This window comes from Geobacillus sp. BK01 (genome assembly GCF_052220245.1).
Taxonomy (GTDB): domain Bacteria; phylum Bacillota; class Bacilli; order Bacillales; family Anoxybacillaceae; genus Geobacillus.
In genome coordinates, this window is sequence record NZ_JBQPTH010000016.1 from 1 (window position 1) to 24,276 (window position 24,276).

Here is a 24,276-nt window from a genome sequence, read left to right on the forward strand (position 1 = left end):
TTTGTGTACAATTCATCTGAAGTCCTCCTTGGCATGATGGTAGGTATTGTTTGACACCCCTGCATCATACCAAGAGGGCTTTTTTTGATCAAGTCCCCGGAAAAGCTCCTAACGGGAATGCTCCTTTGTCTTGCTCCCTGCGATCATGCAGACCGGTCGGGCCAAGAGCCGTTTTCCTCCCTGCCGTTCGCTTGGGCGCGTGCACCTCATTTGGCGTCATACCACGTCGGGCCGTAATGATAATCGACTTTCAGCGGCACGTTCAGCGTGACGGCCTGCTCCATCACTTCCGGAACGAGCCGGCATAGCCGCTCCACTTCCTCTTTCGGCGCTTCCAAAATGAGTTCGTCATGCACTTGCAGCAACAGACGCGCCCGCAGCTGTTCTTCCTTCAGCCTCGCGTTCAGATCAATCATCGCTTTTTTAATAATGTCGGCGGCGCTCCCTTGGATCGGCGTGTTCATCGCCGTCCGCTCGGCAAAGCTGCGGACGTTGAAATTGCGGCTTGTGATATCGGGCAAATAACGGCGCCGGTGCAGCAGCGTTGTCACATATCCTTTCTGTTTCGCTTCTTGCACAATGTTTTCCATATACCGCTTCACCCCCGGGAAGCTGGCGAAGTAACGTTCAATAAATTCAGCCGCTTCTTTGCGGGTAATATTTAAGTTTTGCGCCAGTCCGTAATCGCTGATCCCATACACAATGCCAAAGTTGACGGCCTTGGCCTGGCGGCGCATATTGGCTGTCACGTCTTCTTCGTTCACATGGAAAATGTCCATGGCCGTTTTCGTATGAATATCCAAATCACGGCGAAACGCTTCAATTAAATTATCGTCATCCGCAATATGGGCGAGAACGCGCAGCTCGATTTGCGAATAGTCAGCAGCGAATATCAGCCAATCCGGTTCCGATGGGACGAACGCCTGACGGATTTTCCGCCCCTCCTCCAACCGGATCGGAATGTTTTGCAAGTTCGGCTCGGCCGAGCTGAGCCGCCCGGTTTGTGTCAGCGCCTGGTTGAACATCGTATGCACTTTGTTCGTATCCGGATGCACCACTTTGAGCAATCCTTCAATATACGTCGATTGCAACTTGCCAAGTTGGCGGTAATGCAAAATGTTTTCAACGATTTCATGATGAGGCGCGAGCTTCTCAAGCACATCCGCTGAAGTCGAATAGCCGGTTTTGGTCTTTTTCAGCACCGGCAGCTGCAGCTTGTCAAATAAAATGACCCCGAGTTGTTTCGGCGAGTTAATGTTGAACTCCTGGCCGGCGAGCTCGTAAATATGCTGTTCGACGGCACGCAGCTGCTCCGTGAGCTCTGCCCCCATCTGCCTAAGACGCTTTGTATCCACTTTCACCCCAGTGAACTCCATGTCAGCCAAAATGGCCGCCAGCGGCTGCTCGAGCTTCGTCAGCAGCTCGTCTTGTTCGTTATGGCGCAGGTCGTCCATCAATGGCTTTTCAAGCGCCCAAATGGCGGCCGCCTTGCGGACGAGATGCTCGGCAAGCACCGGTTCGTCCGGCAAAGACCGCTTGGCGCCTTTGCCATAGACCGCTTCATCCGGACGCACGGCTCCGTATTGTTTCATGTTCGCCACCGCGGCGACATCGCCGGCCGCCTGCGCCGGGTCGAGCAAATAGGCGGCGAGCAACAAATCAAATGCGACGCCGCGCAGTTCGATTCCTTTCCATTTTAAGGAGACGACAGCCCGCTTTGAATCAAACATCGTTTTTTTCTTTGTCGCATCGCCAAGCCAGGCGAGAAACGCCGGATCGGCCAGCGCCTTCTCCGGGCGCAAGAAAAATCGTCCGTGCTCGTTTACTAGGGCGATTCCGACAATCGGGGCATCATGGTAGTTTTCTTCCATCACCTCAACGACAAGCGCAGCCTTGTCCGTCAACATTTCTTCCGTGATGTCATCTGCCATGACAAACTCCATTTCCACGAGCAGCTCCTCATGTTCCGCTGCCGGCGCAGCCATTTTTTCCAGGAACGACTGAAACCCAAGCTCTTTAAATAACGCGATCACTTTTTCCCGGTCTTGGCCTTCGTAGATAATGTCATCGAGCGTCAGTTCGACCGGGGCGTCGCGGCGAATGGCCGCCAGCCGTTTGCTTAAGAGCGCCAATTCCCCGTATTGGCGCAAGTTTTCTTTCAGTTTTTCTCCTTTGATCTCATCGATCGAGGCCAGTACGTTTTCCACCGTGCCGAATTGTTTGAGCAGCTTGACCGCTGTTTTTTCCCCGATGCCGGGCACGCCGGGGATGTTGTCGGACTTATCGCCCATCAGCCCTTTTAAATCAACTATTTGTTCCGGGGTCAAGCCATATTTTTCCCTAACGGTTTCCGGCGTGTACGGCTCGATATCGGTGATCCCTTTTTTCGTAATATCGACCGTCACATGAGGGGAAGCGAGCTGGGTTAAATCGCGGTCGCCGGAAATCACTTTCACTTCAAACCCTTCCTGCTCGGCGCGGGAGGCGAGCGTACCGATAATATCGTCCGCTTCGTAACGGTCCAGTTCATAGACGGGGATGCGGTACGCTTTTAACAGCTCGCGCAAAAGCGGAAACTGTTCGGACAGTTCCGGAGGGGTTTGTTGCCGTCCGCCTTTATACTCTTGAAACGTTTCATGCCGGAACGTCGTTTTTCCGGCGTCAAACGCGACAAGCAGGTGGGTCGGCTGTTCTTCCGTCAAAATTTTATTCAACATCATCGTAAATCCATAAACCGCATTCGTATGAATGCCTTTGTCGTTATGCAAAAGCGGCAAGGCAAAAAAGGCGCGGTACGCCACGCTGTTGCCGTCAATTAAGACAAGCTTGTTCTTCAATCTCATCCCTCCTCGAAGGCTCCTTCTTTTATTGTACCATGCAAATAGCGCATCGAAAAAAAGAAGCCGGCTACTGCTCCGGCTTTGGAAAATGGATCGTAAACACCGTGCCGCGCCCGACTTTGCTTGCCACTGTAATATGGCCGTGATGAGCCTCAACCAAATGTTTGACGATCGAAAGACCTAGCCCCGTTCCGCCGGAATCGCGGCTGCGTGCTTTGTCGATGCGGTAAAAACGCTCAAAAATGCGAGGGATTTCATTTTCTTCGATGCCAATGCCGGTATCCCTCACACGAATGAGCACCTCCTGCCCGGTTTCTTCCACTTCGACGGTAACCCGCCCGTGTTCTGGCGTATAGGCGATAGCGTTGGCAAGCAAGTTGAGCAAAATTTGCTTCAGCCGGTTCGCATCGCCGCGGATCACCGGACGAGTTGACACCTCGGCGCGCAGATCGATTTGTTTTTCCTCCGCCTTTTGGCGAAACACAGCCACCGCCCCGGCAACCACCTCGGCGACGTCGACGTCATCGAGCTGCAGCTGAAATCCATGCTGCTCGATTTTCGACAAATCCAGCAGTTCTTCGACGAGCGTTTGCAGCCGCTCGCTTTCCTTTAAAATAATCGTCAAAAAGTGCTCAAGCGCCTCTTCGTCTTTCATCGCCCCATCGAGCAGCGTCTCGGCAAATCCGCGGATCGACGTCACCGGCGTCTTCAACTCGTGTGAAACATTCGCGACAAAGTCTTTGCGAACTTGCTCAAGCCGCTTCAACTCTGTAATATCATGGAACACCACGACGATCCCTTTCCACTCGGCGTTCGTGCCGATAATCGGGGCGCCGTACACATCGAAATGCTTCCGCTCAATGCCGATCGTCAGCCGCATGTGCCGGCGCACCGCCGTTTCGGTGATAAAAATATCGTCGATCAATTTGACGATATCACGGTGCGGCAGCACATCAGCATACGGACGATACAAGCAGGCGGACGGATCAAGGTGGAAATGCGTTTGGAACGCGCGGTTGATCAAATGGATATGGCCACGGTGGTCGATAAACAGCAGGCCGCTGCCGACGTTTTCAATAAGCGTATGGAGCCGGTCGGTTTGAATTTCCCGCGCCCGGCTCATTTCCTGCAAGTTGCGGGCAAGCCGGTTGATCGAACGGACAAGCATGCCTGCCTCTTTATACTCGCCATCAGGCACCCGGGCGGCGTAATTGCCTTTTTCGAGTTCAAATGCCACTTTTGTCGCCGCCTCAATCGGCCGCATATATTGGTTGGCGATTTTCCAGCCAAGAGCGACGATGACGACAAGCGCCATGCCAAGGCTGCTGACGAGCACACCCCAAATTTGTTGGTTCACTTTTTTCAGCGAACTCGTCGGCGTGCTTAAAATGACATATCCGCCCCGCTCGCCATCGTGCCCGTACGGGACAATATAGTAGTACACATCGTTCGCTTTTTCGAACACCGAAAAGCGGGGAAACTGCTTTTTGTGCAAAATGGTGCGAATGATGCGTTCGTGGTCTTCGTCGCTGACCGCCGCGATGCGCCCGCTGTCAAACCGCAGCCGCTCCTGCCGGTCGAGCACCGTGATGCGTGACGACAGCTCATTCCCCATTTCCTGCAAATCGGGGCGAATCCGCTCAAGCGGCTCGTTCTCAAGCAAAATGGCGAGCGCTTTTGCCTCCTTTTCCATCCGCTTGTTCATCGTCTCGACATAAAAATCTTTCAACAATTGCCCGAGCAAAAAGCCAAGAGCGATCAAGACGGTGACAATGAGCGTGACGAGCCAAAACAGCAACCGGGTGCGGAAGCTATTCATGCCGCTTTGGTTCCTCCAATTTGTAACCGAGGCCGCGCACCGTTTTAATGTACGCCGGTTTTTTCGTATCTTCCTCGATTTTCTCGCGCAAATGGCTAATATGGACGTCAACAATGCGTGTATCGCCGGCAAAATCGTAGTTCCATACCGCGCTGAGCAGTTGATCGCGCGTCAACACCCTCCCTTTATGCCGCGCCAAGTGAAGAAGCAACTCAAATTCTTTCGGTGTCAGTTCAAGCGGCTTGCCGCCAACGGCCGCTTCATAGCGCTCCGGGAAAATTTCGAGCTGGCCGATGACGAGCCGCTCGCCTGATTCCGCCACCGGCTGAACGAGCTCCGTGCGGCGCAAAATCGCCTTCACGCGCGCGACGACTTCGCGCGGGCTGAACGGTTTCGTCATGTAATCATCCGCGCCAAGCTCAAGGCCGAGCACTTTGTCAAATTCATCATCGCGGGCCGTCAGCATTAAAATCGGCGTCATAATTTGCTGTTGGCGGAGCCGTTTGCACACTTCGACACCGTCAAGCTTTGGCAGCATCAAGTCCAAAATAATGAGCGCTGGCTGCTCTGACGCCGTTTTGGCGAGCGCCTCTTCGCCGTCGTGGGCGACCACGGCCTGGAAACCGGCTTTCTCCAAATTGTAAGACAACAACGTCACAATGGGCTGCTCATCATCGACAACTAACACCTTTTTTCCCATACTACGCCTCCATCCCGTCCAATGTCTCCCGTTTTTATCATACCATAATCCGCACGTTTACTCGTCAAAAAATCAATGAAGCCGCTCTTTCGGCGGCCGATTCGCCTGTGAAGAGCAGCTTCTGGCGTTTTGTTCACTATTTTGGCGGATGGCAAGCATCTTTTGCCAACCGTAACGGGACTGCTTGGAACAACATGCGGTGGCGGCTTCGTTTTCTTTTTCGCTTAAAAATTTTCTAAGACGCGGCCGTCAAAGCGAGGCAAAGCGTGCGGCGGACAAACGGACAGCGTTCCGTCAAGCACTGTCTCCGTCCCGCGCGTCGCGGTCACGGCCAGTGTGACGCAATGGCCTTCTTCGTCCACTTCGGTCACTTCAAGCAAAAATTCAAGCGTCTCATAATGATAAACTGGGCGGAGAAACTGAATATCGTGCCGCGTAATGTAACTTCCCGGACCCGGCAAATATTTCGAGACCGCCGATGTGATCATCCCCGTCAACATAATCGGCGGGACGACCGGCTTTCCGAGCGGCGTCTGCGAGGCGTAGTCATGTTGAATGTAAAGCGGATTGGCATCATCGGTCAGCCCGAGATAAAGAAGCAAGTCTTTATCTTCGATAGCCGCCTGGAAGACAAGCTTTTCTCCGGATTGGATTTCTTTGATCGTTCTCCCTAGTCTCCGTTTTTTTAACACATTCCCACCCCTTTGTTCGGAAAACGCTTTCAATCACCACGGCAAAAATTCGGGCATCGGCCCGAATTTTTGCGTTGTCGTTATTCTAACACGCGCATGACGTTTTTGACCGATTCGACCGATTTGGCGAGCGCCGCTTTTTCGTCTTCGGTCAGCTCAAGCTCGATCACTTTCTCGATGCCGTTGCCGCCTAAGATCGTCGGCACGCCCAAGTAAATGCCTTCATAGCCGTACTCGCCTTCAAGGTAGGCGATCGCCGGCAAAATGCGGCGCTGGTCTTTCAAAATCGCTTCGACCATTTCGGCGAGCGAGGCGGCCGGCGCGTAGTAGGCGCTGCCGTTGCCGAGCAAGTTGACGATCTCGCCGCCGCCTTTGCGCGTCCGCTCAACGATGGCGTCCAAACGGTCTTTCGGAATGAGCTTCTCGAGCGGAATGCCGCCGGCGTACGAGTAGCGGACGAGCGGCACCATATCGTCGCCATGGCCGCCCAAAACAAACCCGGTGACATCTTTCACCGAAACGTTCAGCTCTTGGGCGACGAACGTGCGAAAGCGCGCCGTATCGAGGACGCCCGACTGACCGATGACGCGGTTTTTCGGGAATCCGGACTCCTTAAAGACCGTATACGTCATCGCATCGACCGGGTTGGTCAAGACGATGATGTAGCAGTTCGGCGAGTATTTGACGACTTCTTTCGTCACTTGCTTCATAATTTTTTGGTTCGTCGTCACCAAATCGTCGCGGCTCATCCCCGGCTTGCGGGCGATGCCGGCCGTAATGACGACGATGTCGGAATCGGCCGTGTCGGCATAATCCGACGTGCCGATAATGTTGGCGTCAAAGCCGAGCACCGGGCTTGACTCAAGCATATCGAGCGCCTTCCCTTTCGTCGGGTTCTCGAGCTGCGGAATATCGACCAATACGACGTCGCCAAGCTCTTTTTGCGCCAACAGGAACGCCGTCGTCGCCCCTGTAAATCCGGCGCCAATCACCGAGATTTTTTTCCGTTTCATCGCCATCGTTTGCCATCCCTTTCGTTCAAGGTTAGTCCATATTGCGGATGAGCGCATCAGCAAATTCCGAACATTTCACTTCGGTTGCCCCTTCCATCAGGCGGGCGAAGTCGTACGTCACGACTTTGGAAGCGATCGTTTTTTCCATCGCTTGGATGATGAGTTTCGCTGCTTCGTTCCAGCCGAGATGCTCAAACATCATGACGCCCGATAAAATAACGGACGACGGATTGACTTTGTCAAGTCCGGCGTATTTCGGCGCTGTGCCGTGCGTCGCTTCGAAAATGGCATGGCCGGTTTCATAGTTAATGTTCGCCCCCGGCGCGATGCCGATGCCGCCGACTTGAGCCGCGAGCGCATCGGAAATGTAGTCGCCGTTTAAGTTCATCGTCGCGATGACGTCAAATTCGCGCGGACGCGTCAAAATTTGCTGCAGGAAGATGTCAGCAATGACGTCTTTGACGATGATTTTGCCGGCCGCTTCCGCGTCCGCCATCGCTTTGTTTGCCGCTTCTTTTCCTTCGGCTTCGACGATCCGGTCATATTGCGCCCATGTAAACACTTTGTCGCCGAACTCTTGTTCAGCCAGCTCATAACCCCAGTTTTTAAATGCGCCTTCTGTGAACTTCATGATGTTCCCTTTATGGACGAGTGTGACCGACTTGCGGCCGTGTTCGATCGCATAGTTGATCGCTGCGCGCACGAGCCGTTTTGTTCCTTCTTCGGAAACTGGTTTGATGCCGATGCCGGACGTTTCCGGGAAGCGGATTTTGCGCACGCCCATTTCGTTTTGCAAAAAGTCGATCACTTTTTTCACTTCCGGCGTCCCTTTCGCATACTCGATGCCGGCGTAAATATCTTCCGTGTTTTCGCGGAAAATGACCATGTCGGTGTCTTGCGGCCGTTTCACCGGCGACGGAACGCCCTCAAAATAGCGGACCGGGCGCAGGCAGACGAACAAATCAAGCTCTTGACGGAGCGCGACGTTGAGCGAACGGATCCCCCCGCCGACCGGCGTCGTCAACGGGCCTTTAATGGCAATTATGTATTCACGGATCGTCTCGAGCGTTTCATCCGGAAGCCAGCTTCCCGTCAGTTTGTACGCTTTTTCGCCGGCAAGCACTTCCTTCCAGACGATTTTTTTCTCGCCTTTATACGCTTTTTCCACCGCTGCTTCCAACACGCGCGAAGCGGCCGCCCAAATGTCCGGGCCGGTTCCGTCCCCTTCAATGAACGGAATGATCGGATGGTTTGGAACGTTGAGCACACCATTGGTGACAGTAATTTTTTCCCCTTGCGTCACGAGTAAAACCCCCAATGCCATGTTTTATTGAAAAGGCGTGAAGGCTTGCCTTCACCGCCTTGTCCACTTGTTTAGCCGCGCTCGTCAATCGGCACGTACGCCCGCTTGCCCGGGCCGGTGTATTCCGCGCGCGGACGGATGAGACGGTTGTTGTCGTATTGTTCTAAAATATGGGCTAACCATCCCGACGTCCGGCTGACCGCAAAAATTGGCGTAAACAAATCATGATCGATTCCTAAACAATGGTAAACCGAGGCGGAATAAAAGTCAACGTTTGGCGGCAACGCTTTTTCCGATGTGACGATGTCTTCAATTTTCGTCGACATTTCATACCAGTGCGGCTCGCCGACAAGTTTCGTCAGTTTTTCCGACATTTTCTTTAAGTGCTTGGCGCGCGGGTCGCCTTTCCGGTAGACGCGGTGGCCAAAGCCCATAATTTTTTCTTTGTTGGCCAGTTTTCCGCGGATATACGGCTCGACGTTGTCGACCGTGCCGATCTCGGTCAGCATTTTCATGACCGCTTCGTTCGCCCCGCCGTGAAGCGGCCCTTTCAAGGCGCCGATTGCGGCTGTAATGCCGGAATAAATATCTGAGAGCGTCGCCACGCAGACGCGCGCCGTGAACGTTGAGGCGTTCAATTCATGGTCGGCATGCAAAACGAGCGCCTTGTTGAACGCTTCAACGGCAATGTCGTTCGGCTCTTCGCCGGTCAGCATATACAGGAAATTCGCGGCAAAGTTTAAATCTTGGCGCGGCGCAACCGGTTCCAATCCTTTGCGTACGCGGGCAAACGCGGTGACGATCGTCGGGATTTTCGCCTGCAGGCGGATCGCCTTTCGATAATTGGCTTCTTTTGTCATCACATCCGCTTCTTTATCGTACAGGCCGAGAAGCGAAACCGCTGTGCGCAACGCCGCCATCGGATGCACTTTATCGACCGGGTATAATTTAAAATGCTCCACGATCTCGTTCGGAATCGCCGCATTCTCAGCGAGTTGCCGCTTCAGTTCCGCCAACTGCTCTTTTGTCGGCAGCACCCGATGCCAAAGCAAATAGATGACCTCTTCAAAGGAAGCGTTTTCGGCTAAATCATCAATATCATAGCCGACGTACGTCAATGTATCGTCGATGATCGAGCTGATGCTGGAGGTTGTCGCCACAACCCCTTCTAAACCGCGGGTTACTGTCATACGAATCTCCCCTTTTCTTCATAATTCCTGCCTTGCCGCCAGACGGCTGGTGAGCGCTTGCTCGAAATGGATGCAAAAACAAACACGCACACGAAAGTGCTTACATTGCCGTACCGGCTGCCACAACGGGGCGGCAGCGCCGCGTATTGCTTGGCCCGAAAACTAGCTTACGCCTATTATTATAAACAATTATCAGACTTTTGTGAATGGGAATGCATCCATTTGGCAAAAGATTATTACACAGGAATAACGATCCTCGCCCCAGCTTCAAAAATATTCTACCATTTTTATGACCGTATAGGCAATGCCTGCGCCAATTAATGGCCCGACTGCCACCCCATGAAACAGCGATACGGCAATGACGGTGCCGAATACGAGCGCCGCCGTCATATGTGGGTCATTGGCCAAAAGCGTCACGCCTCCTTTTGCAATCAACGCAACAAGAATGCCGGATAAAAGCGCGATCCAAGCCGACAACGATTGCAGTGACCCGATGAGCTGCTTAAAGCCAATCTCTCCGGCGGCGATCGGCGCCAATACGGCAATCGTAATCACCGTAATCCCCCAGTTGATGCCTTTGGAATGAATAAGCGGCAGCAGCCGTTGATCAAGGCCGATGAGTTTGATGACGAGCAGAACGGCAATCGCGACGATGAGCGACTGATTTTTCGCCAACGCCCCGATTGCCAGCAACACAAGCAAAAATAACACCGGTTCGTTCACAATCGTCCGCCCTTTCCTCTGAAACTTGTCTTTTTGCTTCTTCGTAAAGAAACATGTAATATATCAGTATGGAGAACCGTTGGGGGTGAAACATTGTCCCGAATATATGTCGACCGTTTTTTGCGCTTTCTCACTGTCATCGCGGCCGTTGTGCTCGGTGCCATCGCCGTCTACTATGTCTCGACGGTGACGTACCCGTTTATTATTGCCTTTTTTATCGCTCTTTTCATCAATCCGCTCGTTGATTTTTTAGAGCGGAAGGCGAAAATGCCGCGTTGGCTCGCCGTCAGCGTGACGCTGATCGTCCTGTTTGCCGCCGTTGCCGGGATCGTGACGCTGCTAATTGCCGAGATCGTGTCCGGAACACAATACTTGGCGAACGTCGTGCCGGAAAAATTTCAGGCGCTCATCGCATACATGGAATCGTTTGCCGCCAATCAGCTCATCCCGCTTTATCAAGAGTGGGCTGTCTTGTTTAAAAACTTAAACGCCGACCAACAAGATACGATCATGCAAAACATCCAGGCGGTCGGGACGCAAATCGCGACAACGGTCGGCGAATTTATCCAGCGCGTGCTGCAAAACATTCCGCAACTTCTCGCGTGGTTGCCGAACGCGGCAACGGTTTTTATTTTTTCGCTGCTCGCGACGTTTTTCATCAGCAAAGACTGGCATCGCCTCATGCGGATGGCACAGCAATGGCTGCCGGCAAAAGCCCGCACAAGCGGAAAAACGGTGTTTTTGGATTTAAAGCGGGCGCTGTTTGGCTTTATTAAGGCGCAGGCGACACTCATTTCGATTACGACCGTCATCGTGTTGATCGGCTTGCTCATTTTGCGCGTCGATTACGCGATTACGATCGCATTGATCATCGGGTTTGTCGATATTTTGCCCTACTTGGGGACCGGCATCGTCTTCGTGCCTTGGATTATTTACGCCGCCATCAGCGGGGATATCCCGTTTGCGATCGGGCTTGGCGTTTTGTATATCGTCGTTCTCGTCCAGCGGCAAATTATGGAGCCGAAGGTGCTCTCCTCGTCGATCGGCCTCGATCCGCTCGCGACGCTGATCGCCTTGTTTGTCGGCTTCAAGCTGCTCGGTTTTCTCGGCCTCATCGCCGGTCCGGTCGCGCTCGTCATCATCCGCACGCTCCACAGCGCCAACGTCTTCCGCGACATGTGGCGCTTTATCATCGGCAAGCCCACCTCATAAAAACAGCCTTGGCTTCATGTCCAAGGCTGTTTTTGTCGACCAACAACTGTATTACAACACGCTCGCATGGCCGCGGTAGACGGCGCCAAACCCGCCATCGACTGTAATTTCTTGCCCGTCTTTAAACAAACTTGTCGCCTGTCCGACCCCGACGACGACCGGAATCCCAAGGCTTAGGCCGACCACAGCGGCATGACTTGTCAGCCCGCCTTCCTCCGTAATGATCGCCGCCGCTTTTTCAATCGCCGGCATCATGTCCGCATCGGTGCTGACGGTGACTAAAATGCCGCCGTCTATCATTTTTTGCCGCGCTTCTTCCGCTGTTTTCGCGATGACGGCCTTGCCGAACGCCGACTTGCGGCCGATGCCTTGCCCTTTGGCGAGAAGGTCGCTGATGACGTGTACTTTCATTAAGTTCGTCGAACCGGTTTCGCCGACCGGCACGCCGGCGGTGATGACGACCAAATCGCCGTGCTTCACCAAACCGGAACGCACCGCTGCATCGACGGCGACATCGAGCATTTCATCCGTCGTGTTCACATGCGGCGCCTCTTTCGTATACACGCCCCACACAAGCGCCAGCCGGCGCGATACCGCTTCATTTGAGGTGACGGCAATAATCGGCGCTTGCGGGCGATATTTCGCCACCATTTGCGGCGTTTTTCCGCTTACGGTCGGCGTGACGATCGCCGCCACATCCAAGTTGAGCGCCGTATGGGCGACCGACTGCCCGATGGCATCGGTGATGGTCGTCGCACTTTCTTTTGTGCGTTGGGCTAAAATATCATGGTGCTCAAGCGCCTGTTCGGTGCGGAGCGCGATTGGTGCATCGTTTTCACCGCTTCGACCGGATAGTGGCCAGCCGCCGTTTCCCCGGAAAGCATGACGGCATCGGTGCCGTCAAAAATGGCGTTGGCAACGTCGCTTGCTTCCGCCCGTGTCGGCCGCGGATTGCGCTGCATCGAGTCGAGCATTTGCGTCGCCGTAATAACCGGTTTGCCGAGCATATTGCACTTTTTGATCAACAGCTTTTGGATGAGCGGCACTTCCTCAGCCGGAATTTCAACCCCCAAATCACCGCGCGCCACCATGAGGCCGTCGGCGGCTTCTAAAATTTCGTCAATGTTGGCGACGCCCTCTTCGTTTTCAATTTTGGCGATAATTTGGATATGAAGGGCATCGTGCGTCTCAAGCAGCTCACGGATTTCCAGCACATCGGACGCCCGGCGCACGAACGAAGCGGCGATAAAGTCGATCCCTTGGCGAATGCCAAACAAAATATCAGCGCGGTCTTTCTCGGTGATGCCCGGCAAGTTGACGCGCACGCCCGGGACGTTGACCCCTTTTTTGTTTTTCAGCACGCCGCCGTTTAAAACGGTTGTAACGATTTCTCCCGCTTGCTTGTCGACCGCATTGACCTCGAGACCGATGAGCCCGTCATCGAGCAAAATTTTCGCGCCGACGGACACGTCGTCGACCAATCCTGGGTAGGTGACGGAAATTTTTTCCGGCGTGCCAAGCACTTCGCTCATCGAAATGACGAGCTTCGTTCCTTCCTTCAGTTCGATGGCGCCGTTTTCCATGTTGTGCGTCCGGATTTCCGGACCTTTCGTATCGAGCAAAATGGCGACCGTTTTGCCCGTCTGGCGTGCCGCCTCACGAATGTTGGCGATGCGCCGTCCGTGTTCCTCATGATCGCCGTGCGAAAAGTTCAGGCGCGCCACGTTCATTCCTGCTTCGATCAGTTGCACGAGCTTGTCCGTGCTTTCGCTTGCCGGCCCAATTGTACAGACGATTTTCGTTTTCCGCTTCATCGTTTCTTCTTCCTTTCCCCTCGGGAATTAGATGGACAGTTCTTTCGACAATAAGTACATCCGCTGATCGATCGTATGTTGTTTCGCTAACGCTTCGGCAATGTCATGGTCGACGAGCTGGTTGTTTTGAATGCCGACACAGCGGCCTCCTTTTCCTTCTAAAAGCAACTCCACCGCACGGGCGCCGAGGCGGCTCGCCAGCACGCGGTCAAACGCCGTCGGCGACCCGCCGCGCTGCACGTGGCCCAGCACCGTCACGCGCGTCTCAAAGCCGGTCGCTTCTTGGATTTGCCGGCCGAAGTCGACGCCGCTGCCGACCCCTTCCGCCACGATGATGATGCTATGTTTTTTGCCGCGCTCATGGCCGCGCTTCAGGCGGGCGATGACGTCGTTCATGTCGTAATCGGCTTCCGGAATTAAAATCGTTTCCGCCCCGCCGGCCAGCCCGGACCATAAGGCGATGTCGCCGGCATGGCGGCCCATGACTTCAATGACGTACGTCCGTTCATGCGACGTTGCTGTATCGCGGATTTTGTCGATGGCATCAATGACTGTATTGAGCGCGGTGTCAAACCCGATCGTAAAATCAGTGCCCGGAATGTCGTTGTCGATCGTGCCCGGTACGCCGACGCATGGAAAACCGTGCTCCGTCAATTTTTTCGCTCCTTGATACGACCCGTCGCCGCCGATGACGACGAGCCCTTCAATGCCGTGCTTTTTTAATTGTTCAATCCCTTTTTTCTGCCCTTCTTCTGTTTTAAACTCCGGACAGCGGGCTGTATATAGCATCGTACCGCCGCGGTGAATAATATCGCCGACATCGCCGACTTCCAGTTTTTTAATGTTGCCGGCGATCAGCCCGGCATAGCCGTGGTAGACGCCATACACTTCTACGCCGTGGTAAATCGCCTTGCGGACGACAGCGCGAATGGCCGCGTTCATCCCCGGCGAGTCGCCGCCGCTTGTCAAGACACCAATCCGTTTCATTGTTTCCACCTCATTCACGTCAAATTCAACACGTCCGACCTCATACGTCTGTCGCTCTTGAACATTCCTAATGTACCATGAACAACTAAGGAACACAACAGCGATGCCCTGTTGAAACGGTTTACATGAACACAATTTTTTCATGGACAGAACAAAGCTGCCCCGAAAGTCGAGACAGCTTTTTCCTTATCTTGCCCGAATCGTTTCTTGTAAACACGATACTTGGCCCATTTGTTTAAATTTTTCGTAGCGCTGCCGAACGAGTGCCTCGCCATCAAGCGCCAACAGCTGCTTAAGCGAGGCGCGCAGCACGCGGTCAATTTCGTTCGCCTGCTCGTCGGCGTTGCGGTGGGCGCCTCCTTTCACTTCCGGAATAATTTCATCAATGACACCGAGCGCTTTTAAATCATGGGCGGTAATTTTCATCGTTTCCGCCGCCCGCTGCGCCAATGACGCATCCTTCCATAAAATAGCCGCCGCTCCTTCTGGTGAGATGACCGAGTATGTGGAGTTTTCGAGCATATGAATATGGTTGCCGACGCCGAGCGCCAACGCCCCGCCGCTCCCACCTTCGCCGATGACGATGCAGACGACCGGCACGGTGAGCCCGGCCATTTCAAACAAGTTGCGGGCGATCGCTTCACTTTGCCCGCGCTCTTCGGCCGCTTTGCCCGGATACGCCCCTTTTGTATCAATGAAGCAAATGACCGGTCGGGAAAACTTTTCCGCCTGCTTCATCAAGCGGAGCGCTTTCCGGTAGCCTTCCGGATGCGGCATGCCGAAGTTGCGGCGCAAGTTCTCTTTCGTATCTTTGCCGCGCTGGTGGCCGATGACGGTCACCGGCAGCCCATCATATTCCGCGATGCCGCCGACGATCGCCTCATCGTCGCCAAAGCAGCGGTCGCCATGGCATTCAAGAAAGTTTGTAAACAGCCGGTCGATGTAATCGAGCGTCGTCGGCCGCTGCGGATGGCGGGCAATTTGCACGCGATCCCACGGCGTCAAATTGGCATACACGTCGTTTTCCAGCTTGGCGAGGCGCGCCTCCAACTTTTCGATTTCGGCCGACAAATCGACATCGGCCGTCTTCATAAACTCTTTCAGCTCTTGAATTTTGCGGCGCAGCTCGACAAGCGGCTTTTCAAATTCTAATTCCGCCACCATCCCGATTCCCCTCCTCCTGCATGGATGCGAAGCACGACCGTCAGCGTCTCTTTCAGCTCATGGCGGTGAATGACGGCATCCAACTGCCCGTGCTTTAACAAAAACTCCGCCGTCTGGAAATCTTCCGGCAGCTCTTCGCGCACCGTCTGCTCGATGACGCGGCGGCCGGCAAAACCGATCAACGCCCCCGGTTCGGCGAAGTTGTAGTCGCCAAGCGAGGCGAAACTCGCCGATACGCCGCCCGTTGTCGGATGGGTCATAACCGAAATGAACAAGCCACCGTCGCTGCTGAACCGTTTGAGCGCCGCGCTCGTTTTCGCCATTTGCATCAAGCTTAACACCCCTTCTTGCATGCGGGCGCCGCCGGAAGCGGTAAAGATGAGAAACGGCACGCCTTTATCATGCGCTTGTTCGACCGCGCGGGTGATTTTTTCACCGACGACCGATCCCATGCTGCCCATACGGAACGAGGAATCCATGACTGCGATGACGAGCGGATGGCCGTCAAGCGCCCCTTCGCCGGTGACGACCGCCTCGTTCAATCCGGATTTGCGCCGGTCTGCTTCCAGTTTCTCTATGTAACCGGGGAATCCGAGCGGGTTGACCGATGTCATGTCGGCGTCATACTCGCGAAAGCTGCCTTCATCAAGTACGCTTTCAATCCGTTCGCGCGCCGGCATTGGATGGTGGTAGCCGCAGCTTAGGCAAACGCGCAAATTTTTGACCAACTCTTTTGTATACATAATTTTTTTGCATTGCGGGCATTTCGTCATGACACCTTCCGGCACTTCAGGCCTCACTTGCTCGGAAGGGAGCGACGCATACTTCTTCTTTTTGGCAAATAAGTCTTTCCACACGAGGGATCCCCTCCTTTGCGTTTTCGCCTCTCTACTACTTTATCGAAAATGAAAGCGGTTGTTTGTCAAACGGTGTCAGTTCTGTTTCGACAACGGCGAAGGCCGATGCGCCTCCCAAACGGCGACCGCCTGCGCCGGATCGCGCTTTCTCACCGCTGCTAACAGCTGGTCATAAAACGAATCGGCAAGCGGCCGGTCGGACGCAAAGGCGGAGGCAAACCCGAACAGCGCCCGCCAAATGCGGGTGAGCAAATAGTTGCCGGCCCCCTCGGCGACCGCCTGAAAAAATGACGCGAAATCAGTCGGTTTTTGATGAACGGTTTTTTCTAGTCTTTCCAACGCTTCTTCACTGCAGCGCAGGCAGGCAAGCTCAAGCAACAGCCGTTCGATCAGCCATGTCGCTTCCGCCACATCCGCTTTCGCCCGTTCATTTTCAAGCAAAAACATCGCCAACAACTCAATCAGCTGATGACCGCCGACTTCGCATAAGTAGGTCCCTTCGCCGCGCCTCGTCTCAATCAGGCCGAGAAACTCAAGCGCCCGCAGCGCCTCGCGCACCGACGAGCGGCCGACGCCGAGCCGCTCGGCCAGCTCGCGTTCTGACGGCAGCCTGTCGCCCGGGACAAGGCCATCCTCGACAACGAGACGATGGATATGCCTCAACGTCTCGGCGTACACTTTTTCATCGTTGAACGGAGACCCCTCCTTTTCCGTTTATGCCATATTCCCCACGTGGGCGGCATGCCGTCCAACCGCAGCCGGACACACTGGTCTGACCACCTAATGGTTATACGATATAATAAAATAGTGAAATAGTAAAGGGGCAGCTATTTGACGGCAATGCGCCCGGGGCCGAATAAAGCGAGCAGCCCGTCGACAAGCGGCGCCGTGGGCGTGACGGCATATTGCTCCGGCAGGCGAAGGAGCGCCCGCTTCGCTTCGTCATACAAATAAACCGGCGTAACGCCGCGCTGCTGCTCAAGCAGCCGTTTCAGCTTGGACAGTTTGGCCTCATCGCCCCAGCTCGCGTTAATATATAGCGCCGACACCGGCAAACAGCCGGCGCGGCGGATGACGAGCTGGCGTCTGCCCGCGCGCCGGTCGACTGTTCCAAAAAGCAGCACAAAGTTTCCTTCCGCCAGCTCGGCGGCGGCGCGGGCATAGACGGACGGAAAGGCGACCGCTTCCACTTCCCCGCTTTCATCGCTGATTGTCACAAACGCCATTTCCTCTCCCCGTTTTGTCCTCGTTTTCCGTTGTTCGGTCACATAGCCGCCAATAACGGCGGCCGAACCGTGCATCTCGGCAATCGGCACCGCCCGGGCCGCCTGAAACAGCGGGCGGCAGACGGCAGCCGGGTGCGGGGTGACGGAAAACCCGAGCAGCTCTTTTTCCCGTTTTCGCCGCTCAACCGGCGACAGCGGGGGGGCATCCATGTATTTCGGCTTCAGCGACAAGCCGCTCGTTCCTAAATACGGCCCGATCAACTGCACGTGTTCGACCGCCACGTCGATGCTCGCCAAAAGCGAAGCCCGCTCTCCGCCCAATTCATCAAACGCGCCGGCCCAAACGAGCGCCTCAAGCGCCGGACGCGGCAATCCTTTCGGCAACAGGCGGATGGCGAAATCAAAAAAGTCGGCGAATGGTCCATGTTTCCGGCGCTCCTCGATGATGAGCTTCGCCGCCGCGCCGACGTGTTTCATCACCGCCAGCCCGGTGCGGATCGCCTTGCCTTCGATCGCAAACCGATAGCCGCTCCGGTTGACCGATGGCGGCAGCAGCGCAATCCCTTTTCGCGCCGCTTCAAGAGCGTAAAGCGCCGTTTTTTCCCGGTCACCCGCAGCGCCTGAGAGCATGACGGCATAAAAGCAAAGCGGGTAATGGGCTTTAATATACGCCATCGCATACGACAACAGCGCGTAGCTGACCGCATGGCTCCGGTTGAAGCCATAATCGGCAAAGCGGACGATATGCCGGTACAATTCTTCGGCGGCTTCTTTCGGATAGCCGTTCGCCGCACAGCCGGCGACAAACGCTTCCCGCTGCTCAGCAAGCCGCGATTTCTCTTTTTTCGCCACCGCCCGCCGCAACACATCCGCCTGTCCAAGCGAGAATCCGGCCATGCGGGCGGCGATTTGCATAATTTGCTCCTGGTAGATCAACACCCCGTAAGTCGGCGCCAAAATCGGCGCCAGGTCGGGGTGGGGGAAGGAAACCGCTTCGTCGCCGCGCTTGCGCCGGATGTAGACCGGAATCATATTCATCGGCCCCGGACGGTACAAGGCGTTGACGGCGACCAAATCTTCCAATTCGGATGGCCGCAGTTCCGCCAGCACGCGTTTCATGCCGTTTGATTCAAGCTGAAAAATGCCGTTCGTCTCCCCGGCGCCTAGGAGCGCATACGTTTTTTCGTCGTCAAGCGGCACGCGCCGCACATCAAACGGCTTTCCTGTCTGCCGCTCGATGAGGCGCACCATTTGCCCGAGCAGCGTCAACGTGCGCAAGCCGAGAAAGTCCATTTTGAGAAGGCCGAGCGCTTCGAGCGACCCCATGGCGTATTGGGTGAGCGGCCATTCGCCATGGCTTGGCTGCAACGGCACTTGGCGTATAAGCGGTTCGGGACTGATGATGACGCCGGCGGCGTGAATCGACGTATGGCGCGGCAGCCCTTCGAGCGTTTGCGCGATATCAAGCCATTGCTTGCCGTCCGGCACCATGTCGGCGGCGCGGCGAAACGCGGTCGACTCGCCGCGCCATTGGCGGATCGTCACCCCTTGTTTGTCCGGCAAAAGCGCCACGACCCGCTCCGCCTCGCGCCCGGGAATGCCGAGCGCTTTTGCCGTCTCGCGCAGCGCCGCTTTGGCGCCGAACGTCCCAAACGTAATAATTTGCGCGACGCGGTCGCGCCCGTATTTGTCCGCCACATAGCGGATCATTTCCTCGCGCCGGTCATCGGGAAAGTCCAGATCAATATCCGGCACCGACACCCGCTCCGGATTCAAAAACCGCTCAAACAACAGGCCGTATCGGATTGGATCAACATCAGTGATGGCCAAAGCGTAGGCGACGAGCGATCCGGCCGCCGAACCGCGGCCCGGACCGGTGAGAATGCCGCGTTGGCGGGCGTAGGCGACCACATCGGCGACAATCAAAAAATAATCGCTAAAGCGCATCGCTTGAATGACGTCAAGTTCATGCCAAAGCCGCTCCCTATAACGCTCATCGGCTGCCGGCACGCGGCGGGCGAGCCCTTGTTCGCACAGACGGCGCAAATAACGGTCCGCCGTTTCCCCGTCCGGAACCGGAAACTTCGGCAGCTGCCAGCCGCCAAACGGGATGTGCAGCTCGCATTGATCGGCGATGACCACACTGTTCGCGAGCGCCTCCGGCAAGTCGGCAAACCGGCGCGCCATCTCGTCCGGCACCGCCAAATAACGGCCGGGATCCTCCGGGATGTCGGCCAACGGCACGCCGCGCCCGATCGCCTGCAAACAGCGCCACGCCGCGGCGTCGCCGCGCTCAACATAGCGGACATCGTTCGTCGCCACGACCGGCACTCCGGCTTCTTTCGCCAGCCGCAACAGCTCCCCTTCATACGGGGCGCGCGTCCGCTCACCTCGCTCGATGGCTGTATACAAACGGCCAGGAAACAGCTGCTGGTAGCGGGCGAGCACCGTTTGCGCCCCCCGCCATTCCCCGGCGGCCAACAGCGACTCGACCCGGCCTTCCGCCCCCGGGGTGATGGCGACGATTCCATCGCTCAACCGGCGGAGGGCGTCTTCATCCACCTGTTTTTCTTCCCCCATTTGAATCATCGTGCTGATCTCGATTACATGGCGGTACCCTTCCTCATTGGCAGCCAGCAGCACAAGCGGATAGGCGCCGTCATCGCCGCTGAGGGCCACATCGGCCGTCATGCCGATGATGGGCCGGATGCCGTGGCGCCGGCATTCCCGATAAAAGGACAGAGCACCATACAGCACATTGCGGTCGGTCAACGCCAAGGCGGGGCACCCGGACTGTTTCGCCTTGGCCGCCAGCGCGTCCACGGTGGCCGTGCTTTGAAACAAACTGTAGCCGCTTGACACGTGCAAGTGAACAAACGTCATGAACAGCCCTCCCTTATTCGTCCGTTTGTGGCCGAAAACTTTTCCTTTGGCTACATACTTCGTCCCATTCGTTGATATACATAGTAAAAGATAAAGAAAGGGGCGGAAAACAAATGAACGAAAAAGTGGCCTTTTTGCCGGCGTTTATTCAAAGTTATTTCATCGCGGTCGGCGTGTTGCTCGGCGGCGCCATCATCGGGGCGCTCGGCGCTTTTTTAAGCGGCGGCCAGCCGCTGACCGCCATGTACCGGTTCGCCGGCGATTTGCGCATTTGGGCGGTCGTCGCCGCCATCGGCGGGACGTTTGATACGTTTTACGTCGTCGAGCGGGGGCTGTTTCTTGGGGAAACGAAAGATATTGTGCGGCAATTTTTGCTTATTTTGTCCGCCATGGGCGGCGCGCAAACAGGGGTCGCGATCATTACGTGGCTGACGCAGGAGCACATTTCGCCATGAGAATTCCTCCGTATTACCAATCCCCGTCATGGCAGCGCTTTTTCGCCGGCGCAGCGATCGGGGCGCTCATCAGCTGGTTTGTGTTTTTGTACATTTTCGGCGTCCTGCAAGAAAAACAAGTGCGGCACGTCAATGAGCTCAACGAGCAGATTGCCGACTTGCAAAACGAAATTCGCATTTGGCAGGAAGACTATATCCATTACAACAAAGAAATGAAAAAAAAGCTGACCGTGCAAGACGTATCCGTCCACCTCGCCAATGCCGAGCAGTATAAGCTTGACTCATACACGGCGTTCCGCATCGAAGACAGCGTGAAAGAAGATTTGTCCCATTTGATCACCAAAGACATTGAAACGGTGTACAACAGCCGCGAGCTGATCAAACGGACGATTGAAAACAAAACGTATACGATCCACGAAAAAGCGTACCGGTTGGAAATTCATACACTCACCATTTTTACCCTTTTGGCTGTGGAAGTGAAATTGAAGCCCCTCCTTTAATACGTCATGCAGCCCGCAAAAAAGGAGGGGCAAAACGGCGTCCCGTCTCCGAAAAAAGCGTCTGCCCCCTCATCAGGCGGCAAAAGAGGGGGAAACAGCGCACAGCACCTCCTTGCCCCCTTCCGCTACCGTTCCGCCCGGCAAACGGCTTTCACATCGTCCACAATGCGGTCGACTTCTTCCCATGAAGCGATGGACGCGCCGGCCGCCAACGGATGGCCGCCGCCGCCGTACCGTTTGGCGACAACATTGATGATCGGCCCTTTCGAACGGAAGCGAACGCGAATTTCCTTCTCCTCCTCAACGAAAAACACCCAGGCGATGATGCCATCAATGTTGCCGAGCAACCCGACAAGCTGTGACGCTTCAAGCGGCGTGACGCCGTATTCCTCAAGCAGCGCCCGCGGCATTTTCACCGCCGCCACTCCTTCATCGATCGTGAAATTCGCCAACACATACCCACTCAAACGGGCGAGTGGCAGGCTCGTCCGATACAACCCGTCGTACAGTTCCGTCAGCGAAAAACCGTGCGAAATGAGCTCCCCGGCATAGCGGAACGTTTTTTCGCTCGTGCGCGGAAACAAAAAACGGCCCGTGTCGCCGACGATGCCGGCATAAATTAACCGCGCCGCCTCGGCGGTCATCGTCAACCCGTCGTCTTTGCCGGCCAAATACAGTTCGTAAATCATTTCGCTCGTCGAGCTGGCATCGGTGTCGACCCACATGATGTCACCGTACGGCGTATCGTTCGGGTGGTGATCGATTTTAATGAGCTTCCGCCCGAGCCGGTAGCGGCTGTCGCAAATCCGCTCCTCGTTCGCCGTGTCGCAGACGATGACGAGCGCCTGTTCATAGACGTCATCGTCAATGACATCCATGTTCCGCAAAAACGATAAAGACGGGTCATCCGTTCCGACCGCATACACTTGTTTTTCCGGAAATGACGCCCTTAGCAGCGCTGCGAGTCCGCCTTGCGAACCGTACGCGTCCGGGTCCGGGCGCACGTGGCGGTGGATGATGATCGTGTCAAATTGACGAATCGTTTCGAGAATGTTCCGACAGATGTCTTTCATCACTTCGTCCCCTTTTTCTTGCCTGTCATTTTCAACCGCTGGCATTTTTCCGTGCTTCTATGTACAATGGAAAAAGAAATCGACGACGGAGGGAACCAGCATGCCCGTATTGGTTATTTTCATTATATTTTTCTTTTCGTTTTACGTCTATTATAAAATCCGCTACGTCCGCGCCCAACGCCCGATGGAGCGCCAGTTTTACTCGGCAAAATCGAGCACGGCGCTCGGACTGTTTGTCGCCTTGTTCGGCATCAACCAGCTGTTTTTATACCAGACGACGGTCACGTATCTCATCTCCGCCATCTTTATCGCCTTAGGCTTCGGCAGCGCTTGGGCCGGCTTCCGTGCCTACCGTCACTATTTGCCGCAGGCGGTCGAAGAGGCGGAAAAAGCGGCGAAACAAAGCTGACCACGGGGTTCGCAACAAAAAGGAGGATGTCCGGCGCAAAGGATGGACATCCTTTTTTCGTTGCCGCTTACCGATCGATCAGCTGGCACATCATCATCGCCTTGCCGACGATCGCCCCTTCGTTATACACCTCGACATCCACTTTCCCGAACTTGCGTCCGAGCTCTAAAAGCTTCGCCTGCACATCGACTGTGCTGTCGATTTGCACCGGCTTGATGAAATAAATCGTGATGCTTTCCATCACCAAATCCCCTCGTTTGTACGCCCGCAGCATCCGCGCCGCCGCCTCGGTGACAATCGTTGTAAACACCCCATAAGAAAGCGTCCCCAAGTAGTTCGTCATTTGCGGGGTGATCGTGCAGCGAAACAGCGTCTCTTTGTCGCCTGACTCGCGGAACTGGGCGGTGACGAGATCATCGATCGTCTCGCCGACTTGCGGCTGGCGCTGCGCCATTTGCAACGCTTTTAATACGTCTTGGCGGCTGATGATCCCTTGCAGCCGGTTATGGTCATCGACGACCGGAAGGAGCTCGATGCCTTCCCATACCATAATGTGGGAAGCAAACGCGACCGACGTTTTTCCGTTCACCGTAATCGGCTGCTTCGTCATCACTTTTTCAATCGGCAGCTGCCGGTCCATATCGAGCACGTCTTTTGCCGTCACAATCCCTTGCACTTTGAGCTGTCCGTCGACGACCGGAAAGCGGCTATGGCGCGTCTCGCGATTTAACGTATACCAGCGCTCGACGGGATCGTCTGTATATAAATAGGCCGTTTTCTCGACAGGGGTGACAATGTCCTCAACGAGCACAATCTCCTTTTTGATCAGCTGGTCATAGATCGCCCGGTTGATCATCGTCGCAACCGTAAACGTATCGTAGCTCGTCGAAATGATCGGCAGCTGCCGCTCATCGGCGAGCTTTTTGACGTGGTCGGCCGTGTCAAACCCGCCGGTGATGAGCACGGCCGCCCCGGCTTCAAGCGCCAGTTCATGCGCCTTCGTCCGGTTGCCAACAATCAGCAAGTCGCCCGCACCCGTGTAGCGCATCATCGCTTCAAGCTGCATCGCTCCGATGACGAAGCGATTGAGCGTTTTGTGCAGCCCCTCGCGGCCGCCGAGCACTTGTCCGTCGACAATGTTGACGACTTCGGCGTACGTGAGCTTTTCGATGTTTTCTTTCCGCTTTTTCTCGATCCGAATCGTGCCGACGCGCTCGATGGTGCTTACGTATCCTTTGTTCTCCGCATCTTTGATCGCCCGGTACGCCGTCCCTTCGCTCACACCCATTTCCTTCGCGATCTGCCGGACGGAAATTTTTTCGCCGATCGGCAGCCGGTGGATGTATTCCAAAATTTGTTCATGTTTGGTTGCCAACGATCTTCACCCTTTACGTGTTGTTACTTTCATTATACAGG

The 24,276-nt window shown here is 55.3% G+C and carries 19 protein-coding genes and 1 pseudogene; 4 read left to right on the forward strand and 16 right to left on the reverse strand.

Translation table 11 applies throughout. The annotated features are described in order from the left end of the window. Positions 1-206: 206 nt before the first annotated feature. From polA to ACTVDO_RS13535, 8 genes are all read right to left on the reverse strand, one after another. Positions 207-2,843, reverse strand: a complete 2,637-nt coding sequence (polA, locus tag ACTVDO_RS13500) for a DNA polymerase I (protein WP_041267786.1) — start codon at positions 2,841-2,843, stop codon at positions 207-209. Between the two features lie 64 nt (positions 2,844-2,907). Then, positions 2,908-4,659 carry a two-component system histidine kinase PnpS gene (pnpS, locus tag ACTVDO_RS13505; protein WP_020960862.1) on the reverse strand — a complete coding sequence of 584 codons (1,752 nt, stop codon included), beginning with the start codon at positions 4,657-4,659 and terminating at the stop codon, positions 2,908-2,910. Beyond that, positions 4,652-5,359, reverse strand: coding sequence for a response regulator transcription factor (locus tag ACTVDO_RS13510; protein ID WP_020960863.1), 708 nt, complete (start codon positions 5,357-5,359; stop codon positions 4,652-4,654). Before ACTVDO_RS13510 ends, pnpS begins: the two co-directional genes overlap by 8 nt. A gap of 224 nt (positions 5,360-5,583) precedes the next feature. Then, on the reverse strand, positions 5,584-6,051 hold the full coding sequence (locus ACTVDO_RS13515; protein ID WP_020960864.1) for a MaoC family dehydratase: 468 nt from the start codon (positions 6,049-6,051) through the stop codon (positions 5,584-5,586). Positions 6,052-6,131: 80 nt separating this feature from the next. Further along, on the reverse strand, positions 6,132-7,070 hold the full coding sequence (gene mdh, locus ACTVDO_RS13520; protein ID WP_020960865.1) for a malate dehydrogenase: 939 nt from the start codon (positions 7,068-7,070) through the stop codon (positions 6,132-6,134). Between the two features lie 25 nt (positions 7,071-7,095). Then, complete coding sequence (icd, locus tag ACTVDO_RS13525) at positions 7,096-8,367, reverse strand: NADP-dependent isocitrate dehydrogenase (protein ID WP_020960866.1); 1,272 nt, start codon at positions 8,365-8,367, stop codon at positions 7,096-7,098. Between the two features lie 71 nt (positions 8,368-8,438). After that, positions 8,439-9,557, reverse strand: a complete 1,119-nt coding sequence (gene citZ / locus ACTVDO_RS13530) for a citrate synthase (RefSeq protein ID WP_020960867.1) — start codon at positions 9,555-9,557, stop codon at positions 8,439-8,441. Between the two features lie 267 nt (positions 9,558-9,824). Beyond that, positions 9,825-10,280, reverse strand: a complete 456-nt coding sequence (locus tag ACTVDO_RS13535) for a DUF441 domain-containing protein (RefSeq protein WP_020960868.1) — start codon at positions 10,278-10,280, stop codon at positions 9,825-9,827. A 93-nt stretch (positions 10,281-10,373) separates the two neighbouring features. Here ACTVDO_RS13535 and ytvI point away from each other — a divergent pair, with 93 nt between their 5' ends. Beyond that, positions 10,374-11,492 carry a sporulation integral membrane protein YtvI gene (gene ytvI / locus ACTVDO_RS13540; RefSeq protein WP_020960869.1) on the forward strand — a complete coding sequence of 373 codons (1,119 nt, stop codon included), beginning with the start codon at positions 10,374-10,376 and terminating at the stop codon, positions 11,490-11,492. 51 nt (positions 11,493-11,543) lie between these two features. On the opposite strand, the pseudogene pyk reads toward ytvI, so the two are convergent. The 6 genes and pseudogenes from pyk to dnaE form a co-directional block, all read right to left on the reverse strand. Continuing rightward, positions 11,544-13,306, reverse strand: a pseudogene (gene pyk, locus ACTVDO_RS13545) (pyruvate kinase). 27 nt (positions 13,307-13,333) lie between these two features. Next, entirely contained in the window at positions 13,334-14,293 is a 960-nt protein-coding gene (pfkA, locus tag ACTVDO_RS13550; protein WP_020960871.1) for a 6-phosphofructokinase, read from the reverse strand. 186 nt (positions 14,294-14,479) lie between these two features. Beyond that, a complete protein-coding gene (gene accA, locus ACTVDO_RS13555) occupies positions 14,480-15,457 on the reverse strand; it encodes an acetyl-CoA carboxylase carboxyl transferase subunit alpha (RefSeq protein WP_020960872.1) in 978 nt (325 codons plus the stop codon). Then, positions 15,442-16,314 (reverse strand): acetyl-CoA carboxylase, carboxyltransferase subunit beta, encoded by an 873-nt coding sequence (accD, locus tag ACTVDO_RS13560; protein ID WP_020960873.1) that lies wholly within the window; start codon positions 16,312-16,314, stop codon positions 15,442-15,444. Before accD ends, accA begins: the two co-directional genes overlap by 16 nt. 75 nt (positions 16,315-16,389) lie before the next feature. Beyond that, positions 16,390-16,992 (reverse strand): FadR/GntR family transcriptional regulator, encoded by a 603-nt coding sequence (locus ACTVDO_RS13565; RefSeq protein WP_020960874.1) that lies wholly within the window; start codon positions 16,990-16,992, stop codon positions 16,390-16,392. 149 nt (positions 16,993-17,141) lie between these two features. After that, entirely contained in the window at positions 17,142-20,423 is a 3,282-nt protein-coding gene (dnaE, locus tag ACTVDO_RS13570) for a DNA polymerase III subunit alpha (protein WP_442901695.1), read from the reverse strand. 113 nt (positions 20,424-20,536) lie between these two features. Here dnaE and ACTVDO_RS13575 point away from each other — a divergent pair, with 113 nt between their 5' ends. Then, positions 20,537-20,878 carry a YtrH family sporulation protein gene (locus ACTVDO_RS13575; protein ID WP_008880866.1) on the forward strand — a complete coding sequence of 114 codons (342 nt, stop codon included), beginning with the start codon at positions 20,537-20,539 and terminating at the stop codon, positions 20,876-20,878. Continuing rightward, a complete protein-coding gene (gene ytrI, locus ACTVDO_RS13580) occupies positions 20,875-21,378 on the forward strand; it encodes a sporulation membrane protein YtrI (RefSeq protein WP_020960876.1) in 504 nt (167 codons plus the stop codon). Before ACTVDO_RS13575 ends, ytrI begins: the two co-directional genes overlap by 4 nt. A 125-nt stretch (positions 21,379-21,503) precedes the next feature. Here ytrI and ACTVDO_RS13585 read toward each other — a convergent pair whose 3' ends face one another. After that, positions 21,504-22,451 (reverse strand): DHH family phosphoesterase, encoded by a 948-nt coding sequence (locus tag ACTVDO_RS13585; RefSeq protein ID WP_020960877.1) that lies wholly within the window; start codon positions 22,449-22,451, stop codon positions 21,504-21,506. A gap of 100 nt (positions 22,452-22,551) precedes the next feature. On the opposite strand from ACTVDO_RS13585, the gene ACTVDO_RS13590 reads away from it, so the two are divergent. Beyond that, positions 22,552-22,860 carry a YtpI family protein gene (locus ACTVDO_RS13590; protein ID WP_020960878.1) on the forward strand — a complete coding sequence of 103 codons (309 nt, stop codon included), beginning with the start codon at positions 22,552-22,554 and terminating at the stop codon, positions 22,858-22,860. A gap of 67 nt (positions 22,861-22,927) precedes the next feature. On the opposite strand, the gene ACTVDO_RS13595 is transcribed toward ACTVDO_RS13590, so the two are convergent. After that, positions 22,928-24,235, reverse strand: a complete 1,308-nt coding sequence (locus ACTVDO_RS13595; RefSeq protein ID WP_020960879.1) for a CBS domain-containing protein — start codon at positions 24,233-24,235, stop codon at positions 22,928-22,930. Positions 24,236-24,276: the final 41 nt, after the last annotated feature.